The 20,977-nt window shown below is 57.9% G+C and carries 15 protein-coding genes; 8 read left to right on the forward strand and 7 right to left on the reverse strand.

What is annotated here, in order from left to right; genetic code table 11:
* The first annotated feature begins 33 nt into the window (after positions 1-33).
* From G536_RS0105935 to G536_RS0105945, 3 genes are all read left to right on the forward strand, one after another.
* The gene (locus G536_RS0105935; RefSeq protein WP_022822670.1) at positions 34-309 is read left to right on the forward strand and encodes a hypothetical protein; all 276 of its coding nucleotides are present in this window, start codon (positions 34-36) and stop codon (positions 307-309) included.
* A gap of 280 nt (positions 310-589) precedes the next feature.
* Positions 590-1,066 carry a hypothetical protein gene (locus G536_RS0105940; protein WP_022822671.1) on the forward strand — a complete coding sequence of 159 codons (477 nt, stop codon included), beginning with the start codon at positions 590-592 and terminating at the stop codon, positions 1,064-1,066.
* 112 nt (positions 1,067-1,178) lie between these two features.
* A complete protein-coding gene (locus G536_RS0105945) occupies positions 1,179-2,945 on the forward strand; it encodes a glycoside hydrolase family 10-like protein (RefSeq protein ID WP_026879874.1) in 1,767 nt (588 codons plus the stop codon).
* A gap of 51 nt (positions 2,946-2,996) precedes the next feature.
* On the opposite strand, the gene G536_RS0105950 is transcribed toward G536_RS0105945, so the two are convergent.
* Positions 2,997-4,118, reverse strand: coding sequence for an acyltransferase family protein (locus G536_RS0105950; protein WP_022822673.1), 1,122 nt, complete (start codon positions 4,116-4,118; stop codon positions 2,997-2,999).
* An 807-nt stretch (positions 4,119-4,925) separates the two neighbouring features.
* On the reverse strand, positions 4,926-5,369 hold the full coding sequence (locus G536_RS0105955) for a Fur family transcriptional regulator (protein WP_022822674.1): 444 nt from the start codon (positions 5,367-5,369) through the stop codon (positions 4,926-4,928).
* Between the two features lie 345 nt (positions 5,370-5,714).
* On the opposite strand from G536_RS0105955, the gene G536_RS0105960 reads away from it, so the two are divergent.
* From G536_RS0105960 to galB, 5 genes are all read left to right on the forward strand, one after another.
* Positions 5,715-7,664, forward strand: a complete 1,950-nt coding sequence (locus tag G536_RS0105960) for a glycoside hydrolase family 97 protein (protein WP_022822675.1) — start codon at positions 5,715-5,717, stop codon at positions 7,662-7,664.
* 150 nt (positions 7,665-7,814) lie between these two features.
* Positions 7,815-8,966 carry a glycoside hydrolase family 88/105 protein gene (locus G536_RS0105965; RefSeq protein WP_026879877.1) on the forward strand — a complete coding sequence of 384 codons (1,152 nt, stop codon included), beginning with the start codon at positions 7,815-7,817 and terminating at the stop codon, positions 8,964-8,966.
* A gap of 153 nt (positions 8,967-9,119) precedes the next feature.
* Positions 9,120-10,610, forward strand: coding sequence for a TlpA family protein disulfide reductase (locus tag G536_RS30395; RefSeq protein ID WP_022822677.1), 1,491 nt, complete (start codon positions 9,120-9,122; stop codon positions 10,608-10,610).
* Positions 10,611-10,847: 237 nt separating this feature from the next.
* Positions 10,848-13,154 (forward strand): M60 family metallopeptidase, encoded by a 2,307-nt coding sequence (locus tag G536_RS0105975; protein WP_084708496.1) that lies wholly within the window; start codon positions 10,848-10,850, stop codon positions 13,152-13,154.
* A gap of 98 nt (positions 13,155-13,252) precedes the next feature.
* A complete protein-coding gene (gene galB, locus G536_RS0105980) occupies positions 13,253-15,742 on the forward strand; it encodes a beta-galactosidase GalB (protein WP_022822679.1) in 2,490 nt (829 codons plus the stop codon).
* A 228-nt stretch (positions 15,743-15,970) separates the two neighbouring features.
* Here the strand turns inward: galB and G536_RS0105985 are convergent, their stop codons facing one another.
* The 5 genes from G536_RS0105985 to G536_RS0106005 form a co-directional block, all read right to left on the reverse strand.
* Positions 15,971-17,011: a hemin-degrading factor gene (locus G536_RS0105985; RefSeq protein ID WP_022822680.1), complete on the reverse strand. Its 1,041-nt coding sequence runs from the start codon at positions 17,009-17,011 to the stop codon at positions 15,971-15,973.
* A gap of 32 nt (positions 17,012-17,043) precedes the next feature.
* Positions 17,044-17,847, reverse strand: a complete 804-nt coding sequence (locus G536_RS0105990) for a heme ABC transporter ATP-binding protein (protein WP_022822681.1) — start codon at positions 17,845-17,847, stop codon at positions 17,044-17,046.
* A 165-nt stretch (positions 17,848-18,012) separates the two neighbouring features.
* Positions 18,013-19,122, reverse strand: coding sequence for a FecCD family ABC transporter permease (locus G536_RS0105995; protein ID WP_022822682.1), 1,110 nt, complete (start codon positions 19,120-19,122; stop codon positions 18,013-18,015).
* A 226-nt stretch (positions 19,123-19,348) separates the two neighbouring features.
* Positions 19,349-20,188, reverse strand: coding sequence for a heme/hemin ABC transporter substrate-binding protein (locus G536_RS0106000; RefSeq protein WP_026879881.1), 840 nt, complete (start codon positions 20,186-20,188; stop codon positions 19,349-19,351).
* Between the two features lie 92 nt (positions 20,189-20,280).
* Positions 20,281-20,916 (reverse strand): HmuY family protein, encoded by a 636-nt coding sequence (locus tag G536_RS0106005; RefSeq protein ID WP_022822684.1) that lies wholly within the window; start codon positions 20,914-20,916, stop codon positions 20,281-20,283.
* Positions 20,917-20,977 lie beyond the last annotated feature (61 nt).

Consider the following 20,977-nt stretch of genomic DNA (forward strand, 5'->3'; position numbering starts at 1 on the left):
CATCAATTCTTCCCACCTCTCTCATCATAAATTATGGCAAACGACCAGCAGAACCCCAACCAGAATGCCAGCCAGAAAGCTGACGCTGAAAACCAAGCCAACCAAATGAGCACGGGCGGCCGCATTCCCGGCCAAGATGACCCCGACCCCAAAGCCAGCGGTAACCCCGAAGCTACCAGCACCCAGGAAAACATGGGCGACGGTTCGGGCATCCGCGGCAACTACGGCGACGCCGGCCAAACCAACGGCCTCGAAGGCGGCCCTGATTCCGCCCCCGACGGTAGCCCCGACGACCAAGGCGCCGAATAGCCGCTCCAAGTAAGCAAGAAAGCCAGCTCCTTTTCCTGTTTGATGCGCAACACCATCACAAAGGTAGAGGAACTGGCTTTCTTGTGTCTGGTTACCGAGGTTCTACGCTTGCTGTTAGGCTCTATTAGCTGATTATAAACTGTCTATTTGCGTTTTAAAGAACTTTGTATTGCAAAGTTAAATTATCTTCAGTTGCTTTGTGGCGTAAGGCTTTATGGTTTCAGGTGAGGCGAGTGTCGCCACGCCGAAGCTCCACTATTCAGGCCTGCTTCACTGTTATATGTACACTCTGGTATCAGCTGTTTTTCCGGTAGCCATTCTCTACCTGTATGTCCGTTGGTTCTACGAAAACCGGGAGAACATCCAGTATTACTTGATGCCAATATGGATTCTGCTGGGCTGCCTGCTAATTGCTGCCATGAGCCAAAGCCATGTGTTTCAGCAGGCTATAGTTGAAAGCTACAGCAATGACGAAGGCTGGATCAGCGAAATGAAGTACCATGAGCCCAACTATGTAGGGGAAAGTATGCCGCTACTACTGGTTACACTGGGGCCTATCGTTGGGCTTGTGCTGATGTTGATTATGCTACCGCGTGGTATGCGCAGGAGTCAGGGCATCCACTTTGTGCTGTTGCTACTGTTTGTGTATCCAGTGCTGGCCTTCATTACTTTGTCGCAAATAGGCGGCACTAAGCCCCGGTTTTATGATGGCACGCCACTGCCCGCCATCGGTACCCGAGTACCACCACGGCTGTAATCGGCAGCTGTCAGTAGCAAAAGCTGCGTCCTAAAGCTGCGCTGCATAATTCGCCAACTATTCGCGGCTAGATGTGCGTACTTTTGGGGTCTTCTCTTGCGTTTTCGTTCTGATGCCCCGATTGTTTGCCGCTGCCCGCCTAGTTGCTTTTCTGTTGCTGACTGCCAGCCTGCTGGCTGTTTCCTGCCGCCCGGCCACCGCCGATATTCCGCCTAAACGTGAGTTGCGCGGCGTTTGGATTGCTACTGTAGAAAATATCGACTGGCCCAGCTCCCGCAACCTCACGCCAGAGCAGCAGCGCCGCGAGTACATCCGCATGCTCGACCAGCAGCAACGCAACGGTATTAATGCGGTGTTTGTGCAGGTGCGGCCTGCTTCCGATGCCTTCTACCAGAGCGCCTTAGAGCCTTGGAGCCGCTGGCTGACTGGCACCCAAGGTAAGGCCCCCAGCCCAGCCTACGACCCGCTGCCGTTTCTGATTGAGGAAGCGCACAACCGGGGGATGGAGTTTCATGCCTGGTTCAACCCTTACCGGGCCAGCATGGATTCCGTTACGCGCCGGCTGGCTCCCAATCACCCGTTTCGGCAGCATCCCGAGTGGTTTCTGCGCTATGGCGGCAAGCTCCTTTACAATCCTGGCCTGCCCGAAGTGCGCCAGTACATCAACCGCGTGATTCTAGACGTGGTGCGCCGCTACGACATCGACGGTGTGCACTTCGACGACTACTTCTACCCGTACCCCGAAGCCGGGCAGGTGATTCACGACGAAGCGGCTTTTGCTCTTTACAATCCCGATAGCCTCACGCTGCCTAACTGGCGCCGCCAGAACGTGAACTTTCTGATTCGGGACCTGCACGATTCCATTCAGCATGCCAAGCGCTGGGTGAAGTTTGGGGTGTCGCCGTTTGGGGTCTGGATGAACCAGCGCAACGACCCAGAAGGTTCGGCCACTTCGGCGTTTGAGGGCTACTCCGGGCTGTACGCCGATGCCCGCGAATGGACCCGCCAAGGCTGGGTAGACTACATTCTGCCACAGCTGTATTGGAGCAGCAGCTTCAAGGTAGCAGCTTATCCGGTGCTTGTGGAGTGGTGGACGCGCAACCGGTTTGGGCGGCACCTTTACATTGGGCAGGGTGCTTACCGCATGCTGGAAACCAGCCGCCGCGACACCGCTTGGCTAGGCAACCGCGAATTGCCCCGGCAGGTACGCACCAACCGCTCGTTTCCGTCGGACGTGCAAGGCAGCGTGTTTTTCAGCTCGAAGTCGTTGATAGTTAACCCGCGCCACGCCGCCGATTCGTTACGCCTGAACCTGTTCCGGTACCCGGCGCTGGTGCCCACCATGCCGTGGTTGGATGCCGTGCCGCCCCGTCCCGCCCAAAACCTGGTGCTTACTGCTTCGGCAGTAGCCAACACGCTTACCTGGCAACATGCCCCCGCTGCCCCTGATGGCGACCTGGCTGCCTATTATGTGCTCTACCGCTTCACCGCCGCCGAAACGCCTACCCCCGACGACCCCCGCCATATCCTGACGGTGCTACGGTCGCGCCCCGGTACGGGCCTCGTCTACGTGGATACTACGGCCCGGTCCGGCACCAGCTACGCTTATTACCTCACCGCTGTTGATCGGCTGCACAATGAAAGCCGCCCTGTGAATGTGCGTACCACTGGCCGCCCCGTTGAAATTATAGTGGCACAAGCTCCTGCCAGCCCGGTAGTACCAGCAACTGCCACTGCTCCGGTAACTACCGCCCCTGCCCCCCGCCCTACAGCGCCGCGCACCACTGCGGTGGCAGCAGGCACTGCTATTAAAGTTAAAACCAAAGTGAAACCCCGTCGGAAGCGTGGCTTCTTTCAGCGGCTGTTTGGCGGTCGGTAGTAAGGCTACCACCGCTAATAGCTGCCCTGAAATCCTGTTTCTTGACAGCCTTTATGCAGCAGCGGCCACGTAGGGGGCATCAGCAGGAGCGGTTTGCTTGCCGTATGCGTATGCCTGGATTCGCTTTTCGACCTGGGAATAGAACAGATAAGATACTGCAAGACAAAGGAGCGTTCCTGACATGAGCGGGAAGTACCCGGTAAACATCACAGGGGAATTGAAGCAACTGAGTACGGCACAATACAGCATCAGCACCCAAGCGTGGTTCAGGTAGACGGAGTAGCTTATTTGGCTAAGCCACTTCATTGGTTTGGGCAGTGTTCCTTTGCGGTGCAGAAAAAAATCCAAGGCCAGGAAAGAAAATAGTAGCGTAAGCACGCTTGCCACTCGTTCATGGCTATGGGTAGGATCAGCAAAATATTGAATGCTTGCGTATAGCACTCCGAACGTGAGATAATAGCAGGCTGCCGGGAGCTTGATTGGTAAGGTGAAGCCTTTCGAGAAAATATCGTAATAAGCCATGCCCGCCAGAAAGAATATCTGGGTATGCACGTAGCGGTTGTGCGTAGTGCAGAACAGGGCTACAAGAACGAGCAGCAAGGCCAAGCGCCAATGGCTTTTGAGATGATAATAGAGAGGGAATAGCAGGCAGAAAATAATTTCATGTGGCATCGACCACAGTTGATACGCCCCGCCAAAAAGGTTGTCGGTAGCCAAGAAAAGGCTGGTACGCACAAAGTTGTAGTGCGTCAAGTAAGAGTAATAATTCGTAATAAACTCAGTAAACCTCGGAGGAGCACTAGTAGCCACTGGTGCGTTATCAAGTAGGTTGAAGCTGATGAACAGCGCTACCCCTGACAATACGATGGAGAGTAGGTAGGCAGGATACAAACGGAGCAGGCGCTTACGAGCGTAATCACTTAAGCTGAATGATTCGCGCACCGAATACTGCAAGAAGAACCCAGAGAGGATAAAGAAAAAATAAACCCGCTGATCTTCAACAGTCACGATTTTAGACAAGCCATACACTATGTAGTCGTGGATATCCCATTGCACAACGGGATGGGTGCTCTTAAAGACCTCTTCGCCAACCCATAGCGTCTTTGTGGCATGGTTCAGCAGCACTCCCAGGCACGCAAAGGCACGCAGGATATGCACTTGGTTGATTTTCAAGTTAGTGTGCACGATGATAATAGTTGATGCGACTAAAATGCCGGTGCTTGTGCAGCGGATAATGAGCAATTCATGGCTTGCCAGTTTCAGGCTAGCTCATGCGTAGAAAGCCAGCAAATGGTGGAAGAACTGGATCTGTGGAAAGGAGCAGAGGAAAATGTATAACAATCAGAGGGATATAGACCTTTATTGATGGTAGTTCAGGCCCTCTGACTGTACTTAAGTGACAACTATTATGACTATTTTTTTATAAATGTATTTTGTAAAGTTGATATTATCATCATTGTGCAATGATATTTATTATGTTATAAAATATTAATTTGAACGGATATATTGTTTTTGACCTCTATCATTTTCCGACAGAGGATAAGAGTATCAAGTACTTGTGATGGGAGCTAACGGCCTATTGGCGCTGCATAAAACCAGCAAACAAAATAGCTGCGAAGAATAACCGCTTGGCCTTTTGGTGCGGAACCGCGCGTGCTACAGTGCAGCTAGAAGCGCGTGAAACTTACTCACCGATACTAGCAAGCTACGGCGTATTTCCGCGCTATAAAGGGCCTTTAGTGAAGTGCGCCTTGGCGGATATATAAGATGACGGATAGGCCTGCTAAGGCTACCTATACCGCTAACAGTTGTGCTTCACTGAAAGCAGCACCTCAAGCAGGTTCCAGACAGCATAAGTCAATCTAGTGTCTAGCTCAATTGAGCCACGGAGTATACCGCCAAGTATAACAGGCCATGTGGCTGGTAGCACTAGGTATGAAAGCGCAGCACGCAGAATTAATCAAGCTCCTGAACTTGAGGCTAGCGTAGTTGGTGTGCCGGCTGGCACCGCTCGCACACGCCAGAGAGCAAGTAGTCGCGAGTTTGTGCTTGAAAACCGGGGGGTAGCTGCACGGCTGGCACCGTTATCTGGTCGAGGCAGTAGGTTTGCTGGCAGGCGGTGCATTTGAAATGCACATGGTTATCGGTGTGGGCGTGCTCAGTGCAGGCGGCGGGGGCGCAGGCAGCGTACCGTACAATGTCGGTGGTGCCTACCACGCGGTGGATGACGCCTTTCTGCTCGAAGGTGCGCAGGGTGCGGTAAAGCGTAATTCGGTCGGTATTGGGGTCTAGTTGCTGCTCCAGGTCGTGGCTGCTGAGGGCATAGGGCGCGGCGCGTAGGGCTTCCAGCACCGCCCGGCGCATGGGAGTCTGGCGCAGGCCGTGCAAGGAAAGAGTAGCAGAAATGGAATCAGCAGTGGACATAACACAAAGTTACGCAATCAACTGTGGCCTTTCTTGTTTCGGCCTTTCCACATGGCTCCCAGCTGGCAATGGTTGCTGCTACGGCTGCAAAATCAAATAAGGCGGCGTGATGAAACGAATGAGTTTCAGCAATGGACTGCGTTGCCTCGGTAAGTTGTCTGCAATGATTGTATTAAATATTCTTACTACGAGTAGTACTTAAGCTAGACATTGTTTTCTTTGTCCTGGTAGCTTCGTGCAATTCTATGATTGATTGCACTGGGCCTGAACTTATCAGGAAAAGGCCCCAATAGATAAAACATCAAAACAAACTCCCTACTCTCAATACAACTCCCACTTATTTTCATGAAGACCATTTCCCTTACAGGAGGCATCAGCTTGCTCATCGCCTTGGCGGCACAGGCACAAAACGGCAGCCCCGTCAGCGTCGATAGTCCCAACGGGACCATTCGGGTTACCGTCGAAACTACCGCTCAAGGCGTACCTACTTATACCGTTCGGTACGGCCAAACAGAGGTATTGCGTGCTTCCAAGCTGGGCTTGCAGTTGGCCGGTGCCGATTTAAGCCAGGGCTTGCAGCTGAAAAACGCCGACCGGGTGGAATCGGTGACGGACAACTACACAATGGCCACCGACAAGCGTACCAAATGCACTTATAAAGCCAACCGGCGGGTGGTGCATTTCGCGGGCGGCAAAGGGCCGCAGCTGAGCGTGGTGTTTCAGGTATCGAATGAAGGGGTGGCGTTTCAGTATCTGGTAGAAGGCAAAGGCAAGGACCTGCAGAAGGTGACTGCCGAGAAAACCACTTTCCACCTGCCCACTGCGGCTAAAGGCTGGCTGCACCCGCACGCCAAAGCGCAAACCGGCTGGGCTAAAACGCAGCCTTCTTACGAAGAGTATTACCAGATGGGCGTAGCAGCGGGCACGCCATCTACCATGGGGCAGGGTTGGTCGTTTCCGGCGCTGTTTGAGGCCGCTGGGCACTGGGTACTGCTCACCGAGGCTGGCATGGGCCGCACCTACTGCGGTACGCACTTGGCTCACCAGTCGCCGGATGCCGAATATGGCGTGGCGTTTGCGCAGGAAACGGAGCGGACCACTACTGGCGCCGCCGTACTGCCCGAAGGCCCTTTGCCGTTGCGCACGCCGTGGCGCGTGATTGTGGTAGGCAACTCGCTGGCCCCGGTAGTGGAATCGACGCTGACTACCGACCTGAGCGCGCCGGCACCAGCGTCGGCGCCAGCGGCTGGCACCTTCGGGAAGCCCGGTAAGGCGTCGTGGTCGTGGGTGCTGATGGGTGATGCCGCTACCACCGAAAAGGTGCAGCGCCGGTTCATCGATTACGCTTCCGTAATGGGCTGGGACTACTGCCTGGTGGATGCGTTGTGGGACAAGCAAATTGGCTACGATAAGATGGCCGAGCTGGCCACCTACGCCCGCTCGAAAAAGGTGGGGCTGCTGGCTTGGTACAACTCCAACGGTAGCTGGAACGAAGCGCCCCAAACGCCCACCAACATCCTGTTCGACGCTGCCAGCCGGCGCAAAGAGTTTGCTCGCATCAAGCAGATGGGCATTGTCGGCGTGAAGGTGGACTTCTTCGGTGGGGATGGGCAGTCGTTTATGAACTATTACCAAGACATCCTGACGGATGCCGCCAAGGCCGGGTTGCTGGTGAACTTCCACGGCACCACCATTCCGCGCGGCTGGAACCGCACCTACCCCAACCTAGTGACGATGGAAGCTGTGAAAGGCTTCGAGTTCCTGACCTTCGACCAAGGCAACACCGACCAGGAGCCTACGCATTGCGCGGTGCTACCCTTCACCCGCAACGCCGTCGGCCCGATGGACTTCACGCCGGTGGCGTTTTCCGAAATCAAGGGCAAGGAGCGCAAAACCAGCAATGCGTTTGAGCTGGCGTTGTCGATTCTATTTCAATCGGGCATTCAGCACTACGCCGAGATACCCGATGGCATGTCGCGGCAGCCTATTTACGTGGTGAATTTCATGCGCCACCTACCTAAGCAGTGGGACGACGTGAAGTTCCTGGAGGGCTACCCCGGCCAATACAGCGTACTAGCCCGCCAAGCGGAAGGCAAATGGTACGTGGCAGGCATCAACGCTACCAACGCGCCCAAAACCATTGAGCTGGACCTAAGCAAGCTGGGCGCCACGGAAGGTGGTACGCTCATCACCGACGGCGAAAACAACCGGAGCTTCTCCACCCGCACCGTAACGGGCGCTAAAGTGAGCGTGACGCTGGCCCCGCGCGGCGGCTTCGCACTACAGTTGAACTAGACTGATAAGGACGGCCATTCTGTAGCGCGACAATGTATTTCGCGACGAGCACCGCGAGTAGCCGGTGCTCGTCGCGAAATACATTGTCGCGCTACATGTAAGCGGCCTAGTAGTACCAACTCATTGCACACTCGACGAGTACCTCAATCCATGTCAAAAATTGCTTGTCTATTCGGCGCCGCTCTAGTAACTGTATCACTGGGCACGGGCTGTTCCACCTCCAAAGACGGATTGACGGGCAACCAGTCTAAACCGCAGGAGGTGGTGGCCCTCATCACGAAAGTAAACGACCATTGGCAGGCCGAGCACCGCCCGCAGGAACGGGCTTTCTGGGACGTGGCGGCGTACCATACCGGCAACATGGCGGCCTACACCGTCACCAAAAACGAGAAGTACCGCCAGTACTCCGAAGATTGGGCCGTGCACAACGAGTGGAAAGGTGCCAAGTCCGACGACAAGGCCAACTGGAAATACAAGTACGGCGAGAAAGACGACTACGTGCTGTTCGGCGACTGGCAGATTTGCTTTCAAACCTACATCGACCTGTATAAGCTTAAGCCGGAGCCCCAGCGCATTGCCCGCGCCCGCGAGGTGATGGAGTACGAAATGAGCACCGCCCAAAACGACTACTGGTGGTGGGCCGATGGGCTGTACATGGTGATGCCGGTGATGACCAAGCTCTACGGCGTCACCAAAAATCCGCAGTACCTGACCAAGCTGCACGAGTACTTCAGCTACGCCAACAGCATCATGTACGACGCCGAAACCGGCCTTTACTACCGCGACGCCAAGTACGTGTACCCGCAGCACAAGTCGGTGAACGGCAAAAAGGACTTCTGGGCCCGCGGCGACGGGTGGGTGCTGGCCGGCTTGGCTAAAGTGCTCCAGGATTTGCCAGCCGATGACGCGCACCGCGCCGAGTACCTAAGTAAGTACCGCGGCCTAGCTGCCGCCATTAAAGCCGCGCAGCAGCCCGAAGGCTACTGGACCCGCAGCCTACTGGACCCGCAGCACGCCCCCGGCCCCGAAACCAGCGGCACTGCATTCTACACCTACGCCCTGCTTTGGGGTATCAATAATGGCGTGCTCGACAAAAAGGAATATCTGCCTACCGTGCAGAAAGCCTGGCAGTACCTTGTCACCACGGCCCTCCAGCCCGATGGCACCGTAGGCTACGTGCAGCCCATCGGCGAGAAAGCCATTCCTGGCCAGGTGGTTGATAAAAGCTCCACGTCTAACTTCGGGGTGGGTGCTTTCCTGCTGGCGGCCAGCGAAATGCACCGCTATGTTAGCAAACGCTAGGGCCATTTCATTGGGAAAAGTCGGTTGAAGCGCGGAAATCAAAGGGGCTCTATTGCAACTGCGGTAGAGCCCTTCTTCTGGCTAGCGTCGTACCTTATAAATAGCCAACCACATCGGGCAGTATATTGATTATCAGATTATAAAAGGCAGCTTATGCGCGTTATCTATAAAGTTGTTTTTACGGTGCTGGTGCTGGTAGCCTCCGCAGTTGGCGGTTACGCGCAACGCCGCGAAGCCTTTATTGTCAACCAGAGCGCGCCTACGGAAGACCCCATTCTGTTTTACTATACCGATATTCTAGCCCACCACAAACAGAAGTCCGTTCGGCCTGGCGATACGCTCCGCATTGTTTTCGACGAAAATTCCTTCGACCAGATCCGCGTCCGAATTGCTCGCCCCATCGACAAGATTACGGAACCCATACCAGCCTTACTCGTCTGGCCCGGCGATGTGGTAGCTATTCGCTACGAACTAGCCACAAACACCTGCACCTTTTCCGGCAAGTACGCGGCCGAGCTGAAGTTCTACGAGCAACTTTGGCGCAACCCTATCAACCTGGATCCGTGGTATGAATCGCGCTTAGATGAGTTGCCGGCTGACTTGCCGCCTACCTTAACCGAGATGATGCGCCAGTGGCAGAACAAGCGGCAACGGACCGATAGTATGCTGGCTGAGTTGCGCATCACGCCCGGCGTCCGGCCGATGGTTGCGCAGGCGCTTACCCGTGAGCTACGGCTACAAACGCTGTGTTTCCTATTGCGGGGCAACAGCTATCAGGAACTGTATTTTGCTACCACGCCCGGCGTGCCTAGCTCATTGCGGCAGTACAAGGTGCCGAGTGCGGTCAAGTCGTTTCCGGTTGCGTACCAGGATTCCGTGCTGGCGCATTTCCGGCGGCTGCGCTACGTGCAGGCGTTGCCACTGGCGGTTTCTGAGTATAGAATTCACGCGGCCTTGGCTTTCACAACGTACCTGGCTTTAGCCCAAGGCAAACCTGCCACCTTTGGTACGCAATACGCATTAATCAAGCGCCAGTATGAGGGCAACCAGAAAGAATGGGCCGCTTTCTGGCTGTTAGATTATGCCAAGCTCATACACCGGCCCCAGCCGCACCTACTGAAGGACTACCGTAGCTGGATGATGCCGGAAAGCCGCTTCGTGCGTCGCCTCACCAATCAAGACAACATGACGTTGGTGATGCCCGACCAGCAGTTCGCTCGCACCGATACGCTCGTTAGTACCAACGGCCGGAAAATCACTCTCGCCCAGTTGTTGGCCCAGCACCGTGGTAAGGTTATCTACCTCGATTTGTGGGCGAGTTGGTGCCTGCCTTGTCTGATGGAGATGCCCGCTTCGGCTACCCTGCGGCAGTACTACCAGGGCAAGCCGGTGGAGTTCCTATATCTCTCGATTGACGATGACCACCAAAAGTGGCAGCGTGCCATGGAGCAGCTCCCGCCCCAAACGGCGTTGCATTACCGCTTCACCAGTCACAAAACGGCGCAGTTCCTGAAGCGCTTCGCCGTAAATAGCGTGCCGCGCTATATCCTGCTGGATAAGTACGGCATTATACGCTACGCCGAAGCCCCGCGCCCCGACGACCCCGACCTCAAAACGCAAGTAGCAACGTACTTGGCTCGGTAATACGTTGGGGCTGCTATATACAATGCTACAGTCCAGCACATCTCTTCGGTTTGGCCGACAGCAAGATGTACCACTGATTGGTTGAAAAATGGCTGCCTGCTTGTGGAGCTAGGTTGTTTCGGGCTGGGAGCTTTCTGATGCAACGCAACAGGCGCCGTTGGTATCAGTAGAATATAGCGAAACAGGACCTTGTAGGTGGATTGTCGCCCAGGGCCCTATGTTTTTTAAAAGCCAATTATGTCTGCTGTAAGGGGTTTGATTTGGTGTTGCGTAGCTTTTCTGTTTGCTCTTAAAGCCGAGCCATTAGTTGCCCAGATTCCAAACGATAAGTCGGTGCTGCTACAAGGGGTAGGAAAGGTGCCCGTGCCCTACGACCCGGATGCGTTGTGCACCACCACTAGCATCAACGAGCAGCCCGAAATTATCCTGACAGCCGAAGTGGACCCAAGCCAGCTGGAGCAGTCGTTCCAATTGGTGGCGCTGAGCAGTAGCCGGCTGGGAAAGGGCAAGATGTTGGTGTTTAGCTCGCCCGCCTACTTTCGCAAGCCGCTGGTGCAGGATGCCGAGGTGCAAAAGCTGCTACTCAACTGTCTCCACTGGGGCAGCAGTGCCCGCCGCAAGCGGGTGCAAGTGTGGGGTGGCGACCAAGCCCTAACCACTTTTCTAACCCGGCAAGCGCGGGTCAAGCTAGTTGGTACCCGCACTGCCCTCGACCCCGCAGCAGATATTCTGCTGCTCAACCAAGAGGTAACGGATACGGCGCAAATAAGCGGCATCGAGCGGTTTGTGCGCCGGGGCGGCACGTTGCTCTACGGTTGCCCGCTACCCGACCGGAAAAGCCAGCAGGCGCAACCAGAACTGCAATTCAACCAACTGCTGCTGAAAGCCGGGCTGCTGCAATCCAACTACCTGACTGTGCGGTACCCGAAGCGCGGTTTCCTGAGTGCCGGGCCCGTGCCTTACTATCTGGGTCTACAGAACATCTTGCAAAGCATCAGCAACCTTCGTCAGCCACCGGCACTGATGGATGGCGGCTACCTCTACACCTACACGCTGGACCGAGCCCTCGCCCTGAATCCGGCTAACTCGCCCATTATGAAGCAGCTCCGGCAAGTGGCGCATCATTGGCCCGATTCGCTGATTGTTCCCACCCCGCAAAAGCCGGTTACGCTGGGTGAGAAAGGCAACTACCTAGCCTATTTGGTGCAACATAGCTTGCAGGAAAAGCAGTGGCGTGACCACCCACCCGCTCCCACCTACGTGGCCCCGGCCGCCGCTACCTTTCCAGGTACGGTGCCGGCCACTGCCGCGCGCATTACTACGGAGCTAGTGCTACCCGTGAAAGTAGGCTCGAATGGGGCGTGGGAACCGGAGTGGCGGTACCGCCTTTCGCACGGTACGGGCCTGTACGTGCCGGCCGGCGAAAAAGTGACTATCTACCTGACTGGCAAAGATTCATTGCGGCAGCTCCAAGCCCAGATTGGCGTGCACAATGATGACGTAACGCGCCTGTCGCAAGTCACCCGCGAAGCCTTTGACCTAACCCGCCGCTTCGACCTGACGCAGCAGCGCACCGAAATCTACTCGCCGTACGGCGGCCCGCTGCTCATCAATATTCCGGATACCACGGCACTGGGAGAGGTGCGCATCAAGGTAGAAGGTGCGGTCCAAGCGCCCCGCTTTCAGCTCGGCAAAACCAACCTAGCCGAGTGGCAAAAAGTTATTCGGCAATACCCCGGCCCGTGGGCCGAACTGGTCAGCAACAACGTCAGCCTCACGGTGCCCTCGGCGCGTATCCGCACCCTCGCCGACCCGACAAAGGTGCTGGCTTTCTGGGATGCCGTGCTAGCCACTGATGCCCAGTTGGCCGGCATAACCACCCCCCGCCGCCACCCCGAGCGAATCATAGTGGACCAGGATGTAGCTCACGGCTACATGTTTGCCACCCAGGAGAAAATTGTGGTGCCCAACGATGCCAGTTGTGAACACATGCTAGACGCCGACTACCTGTGGAAAAACGGCTCCTGGGGCCACTTCCACGAACTGGGGCATCGGCACCAGTTCCGAGGTATCGACTTCGAGGGTCTGACCGAGGTAACCGTCAACCTGTACACTATGTACGTGTTCGACAAGCTGTTGCATAAGGGCCTGTATGCCAACAACCACGAGGCCTTTAGAAGTCGGCAGCAGGTGGCTAAGCGGGTTGCCGATTATTTATCCGATTCGCCCTCGTTTGAGAAGTGGCAGGACAACCCATTTCTGGCCTTGGCCATGTACGTGCAGCTGATTGATGCCTTTGGCTGGGAACCCATTGAGCAGGTGTATCGGCAGTACCGGCAGCTGCCGCGCAGTAAGTACCCGGCCACCGAAGCCGCCAAGCGGGACTACTGGTTTTCGGCCATTAGCGCGGCTACGCACCGAAATCTGGCGCCCTTCTTTGCGCAGTGGCGGGTGCCGGTGGGAGAGGAGGCCGCCAAAGCCGCCGCTAGCTATCCTACGTGGCTGCCTCCAGAAATGCAGATACGGTACCGGCAGTACGAATAGGGCAGAGGGGCTACTTTCCAGTTAGGCTACCCATTCGCTTTGTGTAAAGACCTACTTTTGCCGAAGTCAACTTCAAGAAATACCATCAAAACCACCTTATGAGCCATTCCCATAGCGGTGATGCCCTTCGGCGAGGCCTCCTGTTCCTGTCCCTTTCGTTGGGCGCGCTGCACGCCAGCGCCCAGGCCCGCCAGGAGTACCTGCTAACCACCAACTGGAAATTCACCAAAGGCGACGTGCCCGAGGCGTCGAAACCCGACTTCAAAGACGCCAAGTGGCAAACAGTGAGCGTACCCCACGACTGGGCCATTTACGGCCCCTTTGATGGCAACAACGACTTGCAGAAGGTGCAAATCGAGCAGAACCAGGAGAAAACCGCTACGCTCAAAGCCGGTCGTACGGGTGGGTTGCCGTTCATCGGTACGGGCTGGTATCGGCGGCAGTTAGCGGTGCCAAACTTTGGGCCGGGCAAACGGGCGGTGCTGCTGTTTGATGGCGCCATGAGCGACGCGCACGTGTTCGTAAACGGCAAGGAAGTGGGTTCCTGGCCCTACGGCTACAACTCGTTCAGCTTCGATATCACCGACGCCCTGCAAGCCAACGGCAACAACGTGCTGGCCGTGCGCCTGCAAAACCAGTCGGAAGCTTCGCGCTGGTACCCCGGCGCCGGCCTCTACCGCAACGTCCACCTCATCGTCACCGACGACGTGCATATTCCGGTGTGGGGTACCTATATCACCACGCCCGAAATCAACGCCGACTTCGCGAAAGTGAAGCTGCGCACCCAGGTAGCCACGCCCAACAACGCCTTCCAGCCACTGCGCCTAGTAACGGAAATCAAGGACGCGCAAGGACAAGTGTTAACTACCAGCACCGCTACCCTGGCCGCTACTGATGGGCAGGAGTTCGAGCAGAATCTGGTGTTGCCGAAGCCGCAGCTTTGGTCACCGGAAACGCCGGTGCTCTACACGGCTTCCTCGAAGCTGTACGCCGGCGAAACGCTGAAAGACGAGTACACCACCCGGTTTGGGGTGCGCTCCTTCAAGTTTGAGGCCGGCAAAGGCTTCTCGCTGAACGGGCAGGTGCGCAAGTTCAAAGGCGTGTGCAACCACCACGACTTGGGCCCGCTGGGCACGGCCATCAACACGGCCGCGCTGCGCCGCCAGCTTGCTCTGCTGAAGGACATGGGCTGCGACGCCATCCGGACCTCGCACAACATGCCCGCGCCCGAGCTGGTGAGCCTCTGCGACGAGATGGGCTTCATGCTGATGGTGGAATCGTTTGATGAGTGGAAGTCGCCGAAGGTGAAGAACGGCTACAGCCAGTACTTCGATGCGTGGTCGGAGAAGGACCTGGTGAACATGGTGCACCGCGACCGGAACAACCCGTCGGTGATTATGTGGAGTATCGGCAACGAGGTGCCCGACCAGAGCGCGCCCGGCGGCGGCAAGATTGCGCGCCGCCTTCAAGACATCGTGCACCGCGAAGACCCCACCCGCCCCGTCACGGCCGGCATGGACCGGATTGACGCGGCCATCAACAACAACTTCGCTTCGGTGCTCGACATAGCCGGCTTCAACTACAAGCCCGCGCAGTACGAGAAGGCCAACGACAAGCTGCCCCAAGGCTATATTCTGGGTACCGAAACGGCCTCTACGGTGAGCAGCCGCGGCGCTTACATGTTCCCGGTAGTTACGGCCAAGCAGAAAAAGTACCCCAACAACCAGTCGTCGTCGTACGATTTGGAGGCCTGCGTTTGGTCTCAGACGCCGGACGAGGAATTCGTGAAGCAGGACGATTTGCCCTATGTCATTGGCGAGTTTGTGTGGACCGGCTTCGACTACCTCGGCGAGCCTACGCCTTACGATGAAGCGTGGCCGTCGCACAGTTCGTACTTCGGGATTCTGGATTTGGCTGGCCTGCCTAAAGACCGGTTCTACCTCTACCGTGCCAAGTGGAACACCACCGCGCCCACGCTGCACGTATTGCCGCACTGGACCTGGCCCGGCCGCGAAGGCGAAACCACGCCGGTTTTCTGCTACACCAACTATCCATCGGCTGAGCTGTTTGTGAACGGCCAGAGCCAGGGCCGCCAAACCAAAGCCGCCTCCGACAAGCCCCAAACCCGCTACCGCCTGATGTGGAACGACGTGAAATACGCGCCGGGCAGCATCAAAGTAGTGGCCTACAATGCCCAAGGCAAAGTCGTGGCCGAAGAAACCGTGCGCACCGCCGGCAAGCCCCACCACATCAAGCTCGTACCCGACCACACCACCCTCACCGCTGACGGCGAGGACCTGGCCTACGTAACGGCCCGCGTGGAAGACAAGGATGGCAACCTCTGCCCCGATGCCACCAACCAGCTGCAAATGTCAGTAAGCGGCGCCGGCAAGTTCCGCGCCGTCGGCAACGGCGACGCTACCAGCTTGGAGCTGTTCCAAGTGCCGCAAATGCACGTTTTCCACGGCCAGCTGGTCGCCACCGTGCAAGCCACCGACAAGGCCGGCAACGTGCAGCTGAAAGTGACCGGCAAAGGCTTGAAGCCAGGCGTTATCTCGCTGAAAACGCAAGCCCCAGCAGCAAAGTAGGAGCGTAGCTTCGTAGCGAAAAGGCCCCCAACGTACAGCCAGTGGCTTGTAGGTTGGGGGCCTTTTCAATTGTCGTTGACAGAATAGCCCGTCATGCAGAGGCGGAGCCGAAGCATCTCGCATGGTGTCGTTGAGTTAGTAATCCAGGCGTCAGCAGGCGAGATGCTTCGGCGGCGCCTCTGCATGACGGGCGGTTAGTTGGCTTCCAGTTCTCAGTAGAAGCTACTACTACAGCTTGTTCACCAGTTCGCGCCAGGCGTCCTGCTCGGGAACGCCTGGCTTGCGCTTGCCGAAAAACAACAGCAGGTTGCGGCCTTGGGCGTCGTAGAGTTCCAGGGAGTGCACGAGGCCGTCGGTGGTAGGCTTTTTCACCAGCCAGGTTTCCGCTACGTCGCCGAGTTTCAGGTGCAGGTTGAACTCGGGGTCGAGGACGTTGAACCACGGGCCGGTGGTGACGAGGCGTTTCACCGAGCCGGTATGAATCTGGATGCAGCCGCGGCTAGCCACGAACAGCATAATGCCCAAATCAGTGGCGGCGGCGGCTTCTAGCCCGCGCACAATGGCCTCGTTGTCGAGGCGCTGTACCAGCTCGGGTGGGCCCAGGCGCAGGGCCTGCGTGCGGCTCACGCCAAAGGTGCGCAGCAACCCGAAGAAGGCGTGCGTATCGGTGAGCTGGCGCCAGGCTTCGCGGAAACCGGGTACGTCGATGTCGGCGTCGGGCGTTTCGGGGGCGGCTTCCGGGGCGGGCTGGGTGGCTAGCTCCGGGGTTTGGTCGGCGGCCCGGAAACGGTCAACTAGCTCGTCATAAGCGGTGGTGTTGCTGGCTTCGGTGAGGTAGATTTTGTGCACTGCCTCGCCATCCTGCGCGAAGAATTGCAGACTGCGGCGGCCGTTTTCATTCACCGCAAACCCGAAGTGCCAATGGCTCATAAACAGGCGCAAGTCGATGTCCTCGCCTAGCACCAAGCCCGTTGGCCCATTGAACGACACCTTCAGGTAGGGGCCTTTGCGCTCATGCACCACGCTGTCGTTGCGGGTTAGGGCCATAACGTGGCCCAACTTCGGTACTTCGGCTAGCAGGGCGGGAAAATCGGCGGTTAGGCGCATCACGGGCGCGTCGGTTTCGCCGGTGCACTGGGTGGCCAGCAGCTCGGCTTCACTGGTGCCCAACTGTCCGGCGGCGTCGCGGATGCGGCTTTTAGGGTTTTCAAGCTTGAACTGCTCCCAGCGCTCGGCCAGAGTGGCAGTGGTTGAATCGATGACGGACATACAGAAAAAGGGTAAAAGGATTTGCAGAGAAATTACGCCCAGCTGCGGGTAGCTGGCAACGGGCGCGGACACGGCACGATGAGCGGGCAGCCGAGGCTGGGGTGCACCAACAGCTCCACGGCTATATCAAACGCATGCTCGATGGTGGCGGCCGTAAGTACCGCCGCGGGCTCGCCGTACGCCACGGTTGCGCCTTGGCGCAGCAGCAGCACTTGGTCGGCGTATTGGGCGGCCAGGTTGAGGTCGTGCAGGACGGCCACCACCCCGAAACCCCGTTGCACCAGGGCACGGGCCACGTCGAGAGTGTGGTGCTGGTGGTTAAGGTCGAGGCCGGTCAGGGGCTCGTCGAGGAGCAGGAAACCGTCTTTGGCTTCCCACACCTGAGCCAGCACCCGCGCCAGCTGGGCCCGTTGTTGCTCCCCACCCGACAGGGTAGGGTAGCTACGGTCGGCTAGCTCAAAGAGGCCGACCAACGCCAGCGCCTCGGTTACCACGGCGTGGTCGTGGGTGCTGGGCTGACCCCGGAAATAGGGGTAACGGCCCATCAGCACCAACTCGCGCACCCGAAACGCTAACGACAACGTGTGCTGCTGAGTGAGCACAGCCCGGCGGCGCGCTAGCTCCGGCGCGGGGATGCCACCCAAGTCCTGGCCGGCAAACTGCACCTGGCCGCTGGTGGGCGTCAAGTCGCCGCTGAGTAGGCGCAGCAGCGTGGATTTGCCGGCTCCGTTGGCGCCCACCACCGCCAGCAACTCACCGGGCCGGGCCTGCAACGACACGCCTTGCAGCAGCACCTTGCGGCCAATCTGGTAGCGTAGATTCTGAACGTCGAACATAGGGTAGAGGTAAAGTAGCCAGTTTGAGTTTTAGCTTTCGTGTCATGCTGAGCGGAGCCGAAGCATCTCGCGTGCTGATGCTGGATTACTGCTGCAACGTCAGCACGCGAGATGCTTCGGCTCCGCTCAGCATGACGGTCTGCTTAATTCTAAAATACTAAGCAGCTACGCCAGCCGCTGCCGTTTTTCGCGCAGCAGAATCCAGAGGAAAACCGGCGCGCCGAGCAAGGCCGTGAGGATACCAATGGGCAATTCGGCCGGGGCTACTATGGTGCGGGCCAGCATGTCGGCCAGGGTGAGGACCAGCGCGCCGCCCAGCGCCGCGCCCGGCAGTACTATGCGGTGGTCGGGGCCGGCGACAAGGCGGACAAGGTGCGGTACCACCAACCCCAGGAACCCAATAGTGCCTGCCACAGCCACCGAAGTGCCCACGGCCAACGTGGCCAGTACAATCAATTGCCGTTTCAGGCGCGTCACGGGTAGCCCGAGGTGAGCAGCTTGCTCTTCGCCCAGCGCCAGTAGGTTCAGCGACTTGCCCAGGCGCGGCAACAGCAGAATCGGGAGGGCCAGTAGGGGCAGCACGCCCAGCACCGTCGGCCAGGAGGCACCGCCTAAGCTGCCCAAGCCCCAGAACGTAATGCTGCGGAGCTGCTCATCGGTGGCGGCGTAAGTGAGTAAGCCAGTCAGGGCGCCGGCCAACGAGTTGACGGCAATACCGGCCAGCAGCATGGTGCCCACCACGGCCCGCCCGCTTTCCTTGGATAGCCGATACACCAGCAGCGTCGTGCCGCAAGCACCCAGGAAGGCGGCCACCGCCAGCACGTAAAACCCCAGCCACTCACGCACGGCGGCCAACACCGTCACTTCCAGCACAATGGTTGCCACGGCTGCCAACGAGGCTCCCGCCGACACGCCAATCAAGCCCGGATCAGCCAACGGATTCCGAAACAGGCCCTGCATAGCCGCGCCCGCCAAACCCAGCGCCGCCCCAATCAACACGCCCAAACACACCCGGGGCAACCGAATGGCCCAGAGCACCGCTTCCTGTTGCAGCTCAAACGTAAGGCTGGTGGTCAGCCCCATTTTATGCAACAGAATCCCGAGCACCGCCGGTACCGGAATGGGCACTGCCCCGGCCCCGGCACTCAGCAGCACCGCGCCCACCAGTAAGCCCGCCAGCCCCGGCAGCAACAAACGCTGCCGCCAATCGGTAGGAGGCGGCGCCAGTGGCGGAGCGGTTTTCGTTGGGGCAGGACGTTCGGCTACGGCAGGCATGGGTTGGGGTGTTGGTTTTCAGAACGATGTGCGAAAAAGACGCTTCACCTATTCGATGTAGACAGCAAGCCAAAAGCGGATCTGTCATGCAGAGCATTCTGCGCATCAAGCAGAGACGGAGCATCTCGCGTGCTGATGTATAATTACCGTTGCAACGTCAGCAGGCGAGATGCTTCGGCTGCGCCTCTGCATGACGGGCTTTTAGACTAGAAAGACAAGCAGTTACTTACTGTAGCTTGCTGGCTAGCTCGGTGGTGGCTTGGCCGAGGCGGGGGCCGAAACCGGACAGCAACTGACCGTCCATTTCCACCACGCGGCCGGTGCGGCCGGCATTGGTTTGGGCGATGCCGGGCACTTTCAACAAGCCGGCTTTGCCGCCCAGGCTTTGCAGGCCGCTGTCGAAGAGCAGGAGCACGTCGGGGTTGGCGGCTACCAGGGCTTCGGCGGTCAGGGGCTTGAAATCGGTGAAGCCGGTAGCGGCGTTTTGCCCACCAGCCAAGCCGATAACTTTCTCTACCGATGTGCCCTGGCCAGCTACCATCATGGTGCCGGTGCCGCGGGCGTAGATGAACAGCACTTTAGGCGCTTTAGCGGGCTTTTTCGCCTTTGCCAATTCAGTGTCCAGCTGCTTGGTTAGGGCCGGTACTTTGGCCGATTCATTGAAGGCGGCAGCTAGTTGCTGCATCAGTTTCTTGGTGCCCGCCACCGAATACTCCTGCGTGAACAGCTGCACCGTTACGCCCGCCGACTTCAGCTGGCTGGCTACTTCCGGCTTCAACGATTCCATGGTGCCCACCACAATAGTAGGGCTCAAAGCCAGTACCCCTTCGGCCGAAATATTACGATTATGGCCCACTTTGGGCAGCTTGGTCAGGGCTTCGGGGTAGGTGCTGGTTACGTCTACGCCCACCAGCTGGCTTTGCAGGCCCAACTGGCAGATAATTTCGCTCACGGTGCCGTTCAAGGACACAATGCGGGTTGGCGTGGTAGCTTGGCTGATTCGGTTGAGCAGCAGCAACCCGACCAGCAGGCTGATTTTCAGTAGGAAAGAAAAACGAGTAAGCATGGGGTTCTGGAAAAAATAGTGCCGGCAGCGGGCCACCCGGTTTGTGCCTCACTCACCAAGGGAGCCGGGCAGCCCGTGCCGGACTTAAAGGGTTATTTCAGGTTGATGCTGCCGTCGGGCTGGTACACATAGCGGAAGCTGTAGTAGCCGGTCGGCTCGGTGCCCGCCGGGGTGGCCGGGGCGTCTTTGTAGTAGTTGGTGATTTCCACCTTGGCGTACTTGCCCGCCGCCGTCCGAATCAGGAGCACCCGGCCCGCAATGGGCGAAACGACGTGGGTGGTGGAGTTGTAATTGTACCAGCCGTTGCCCGAGCCCGTCGGAATAGCTTTAGCGGTGCCATCCACAGCGTAGCCGGTTTCTGGGGCGACAACTGTTTCCACAAACAACCCAGATTTCACTTGGGCGCCGCCCCGGCCGGGGCCGCTGGTGCCCGCGTTGGTCAGGATGGTAGTGCCGCGGAAAGCCAAGTCCCATTTCGTGCTGGCCGAGTCGGTGTAAGGCACTTCCTTGCCATCGGCGAGGCTGTAGAACGTGTAGTGCTTGGCCGTGCCCGGCTGGCCGGTGCTGGTTGGCGTGGACGGCTGCGGGGCCAGGCTGCTGACGGTTTTGGTTTCCAGCGCAGGAGCTACCACGGCAGTATCTTCGTCGTTGTCGTCGGAGCAGGAAGTGAAGGCAACCGACGATACGGCCAGCGCGGCCAGGGCAGCACGGAGGAACAGGTGATGCATGGGGTGTAAGAGAAATGGGTGAAGTGGAAGAGAGTAGTTGGTAGTTAGTATTGAGTATTCA

The organism is Hymenobacter norwichensis DSM 15439, from assembly GCF_000420705.1.
Lineage (GTDB): Bacteria > Bacteroidota > Bacteroidia > Cytophagales > Hymenobacteraceae > Hymenobacter > Hymenobacter norwichensis.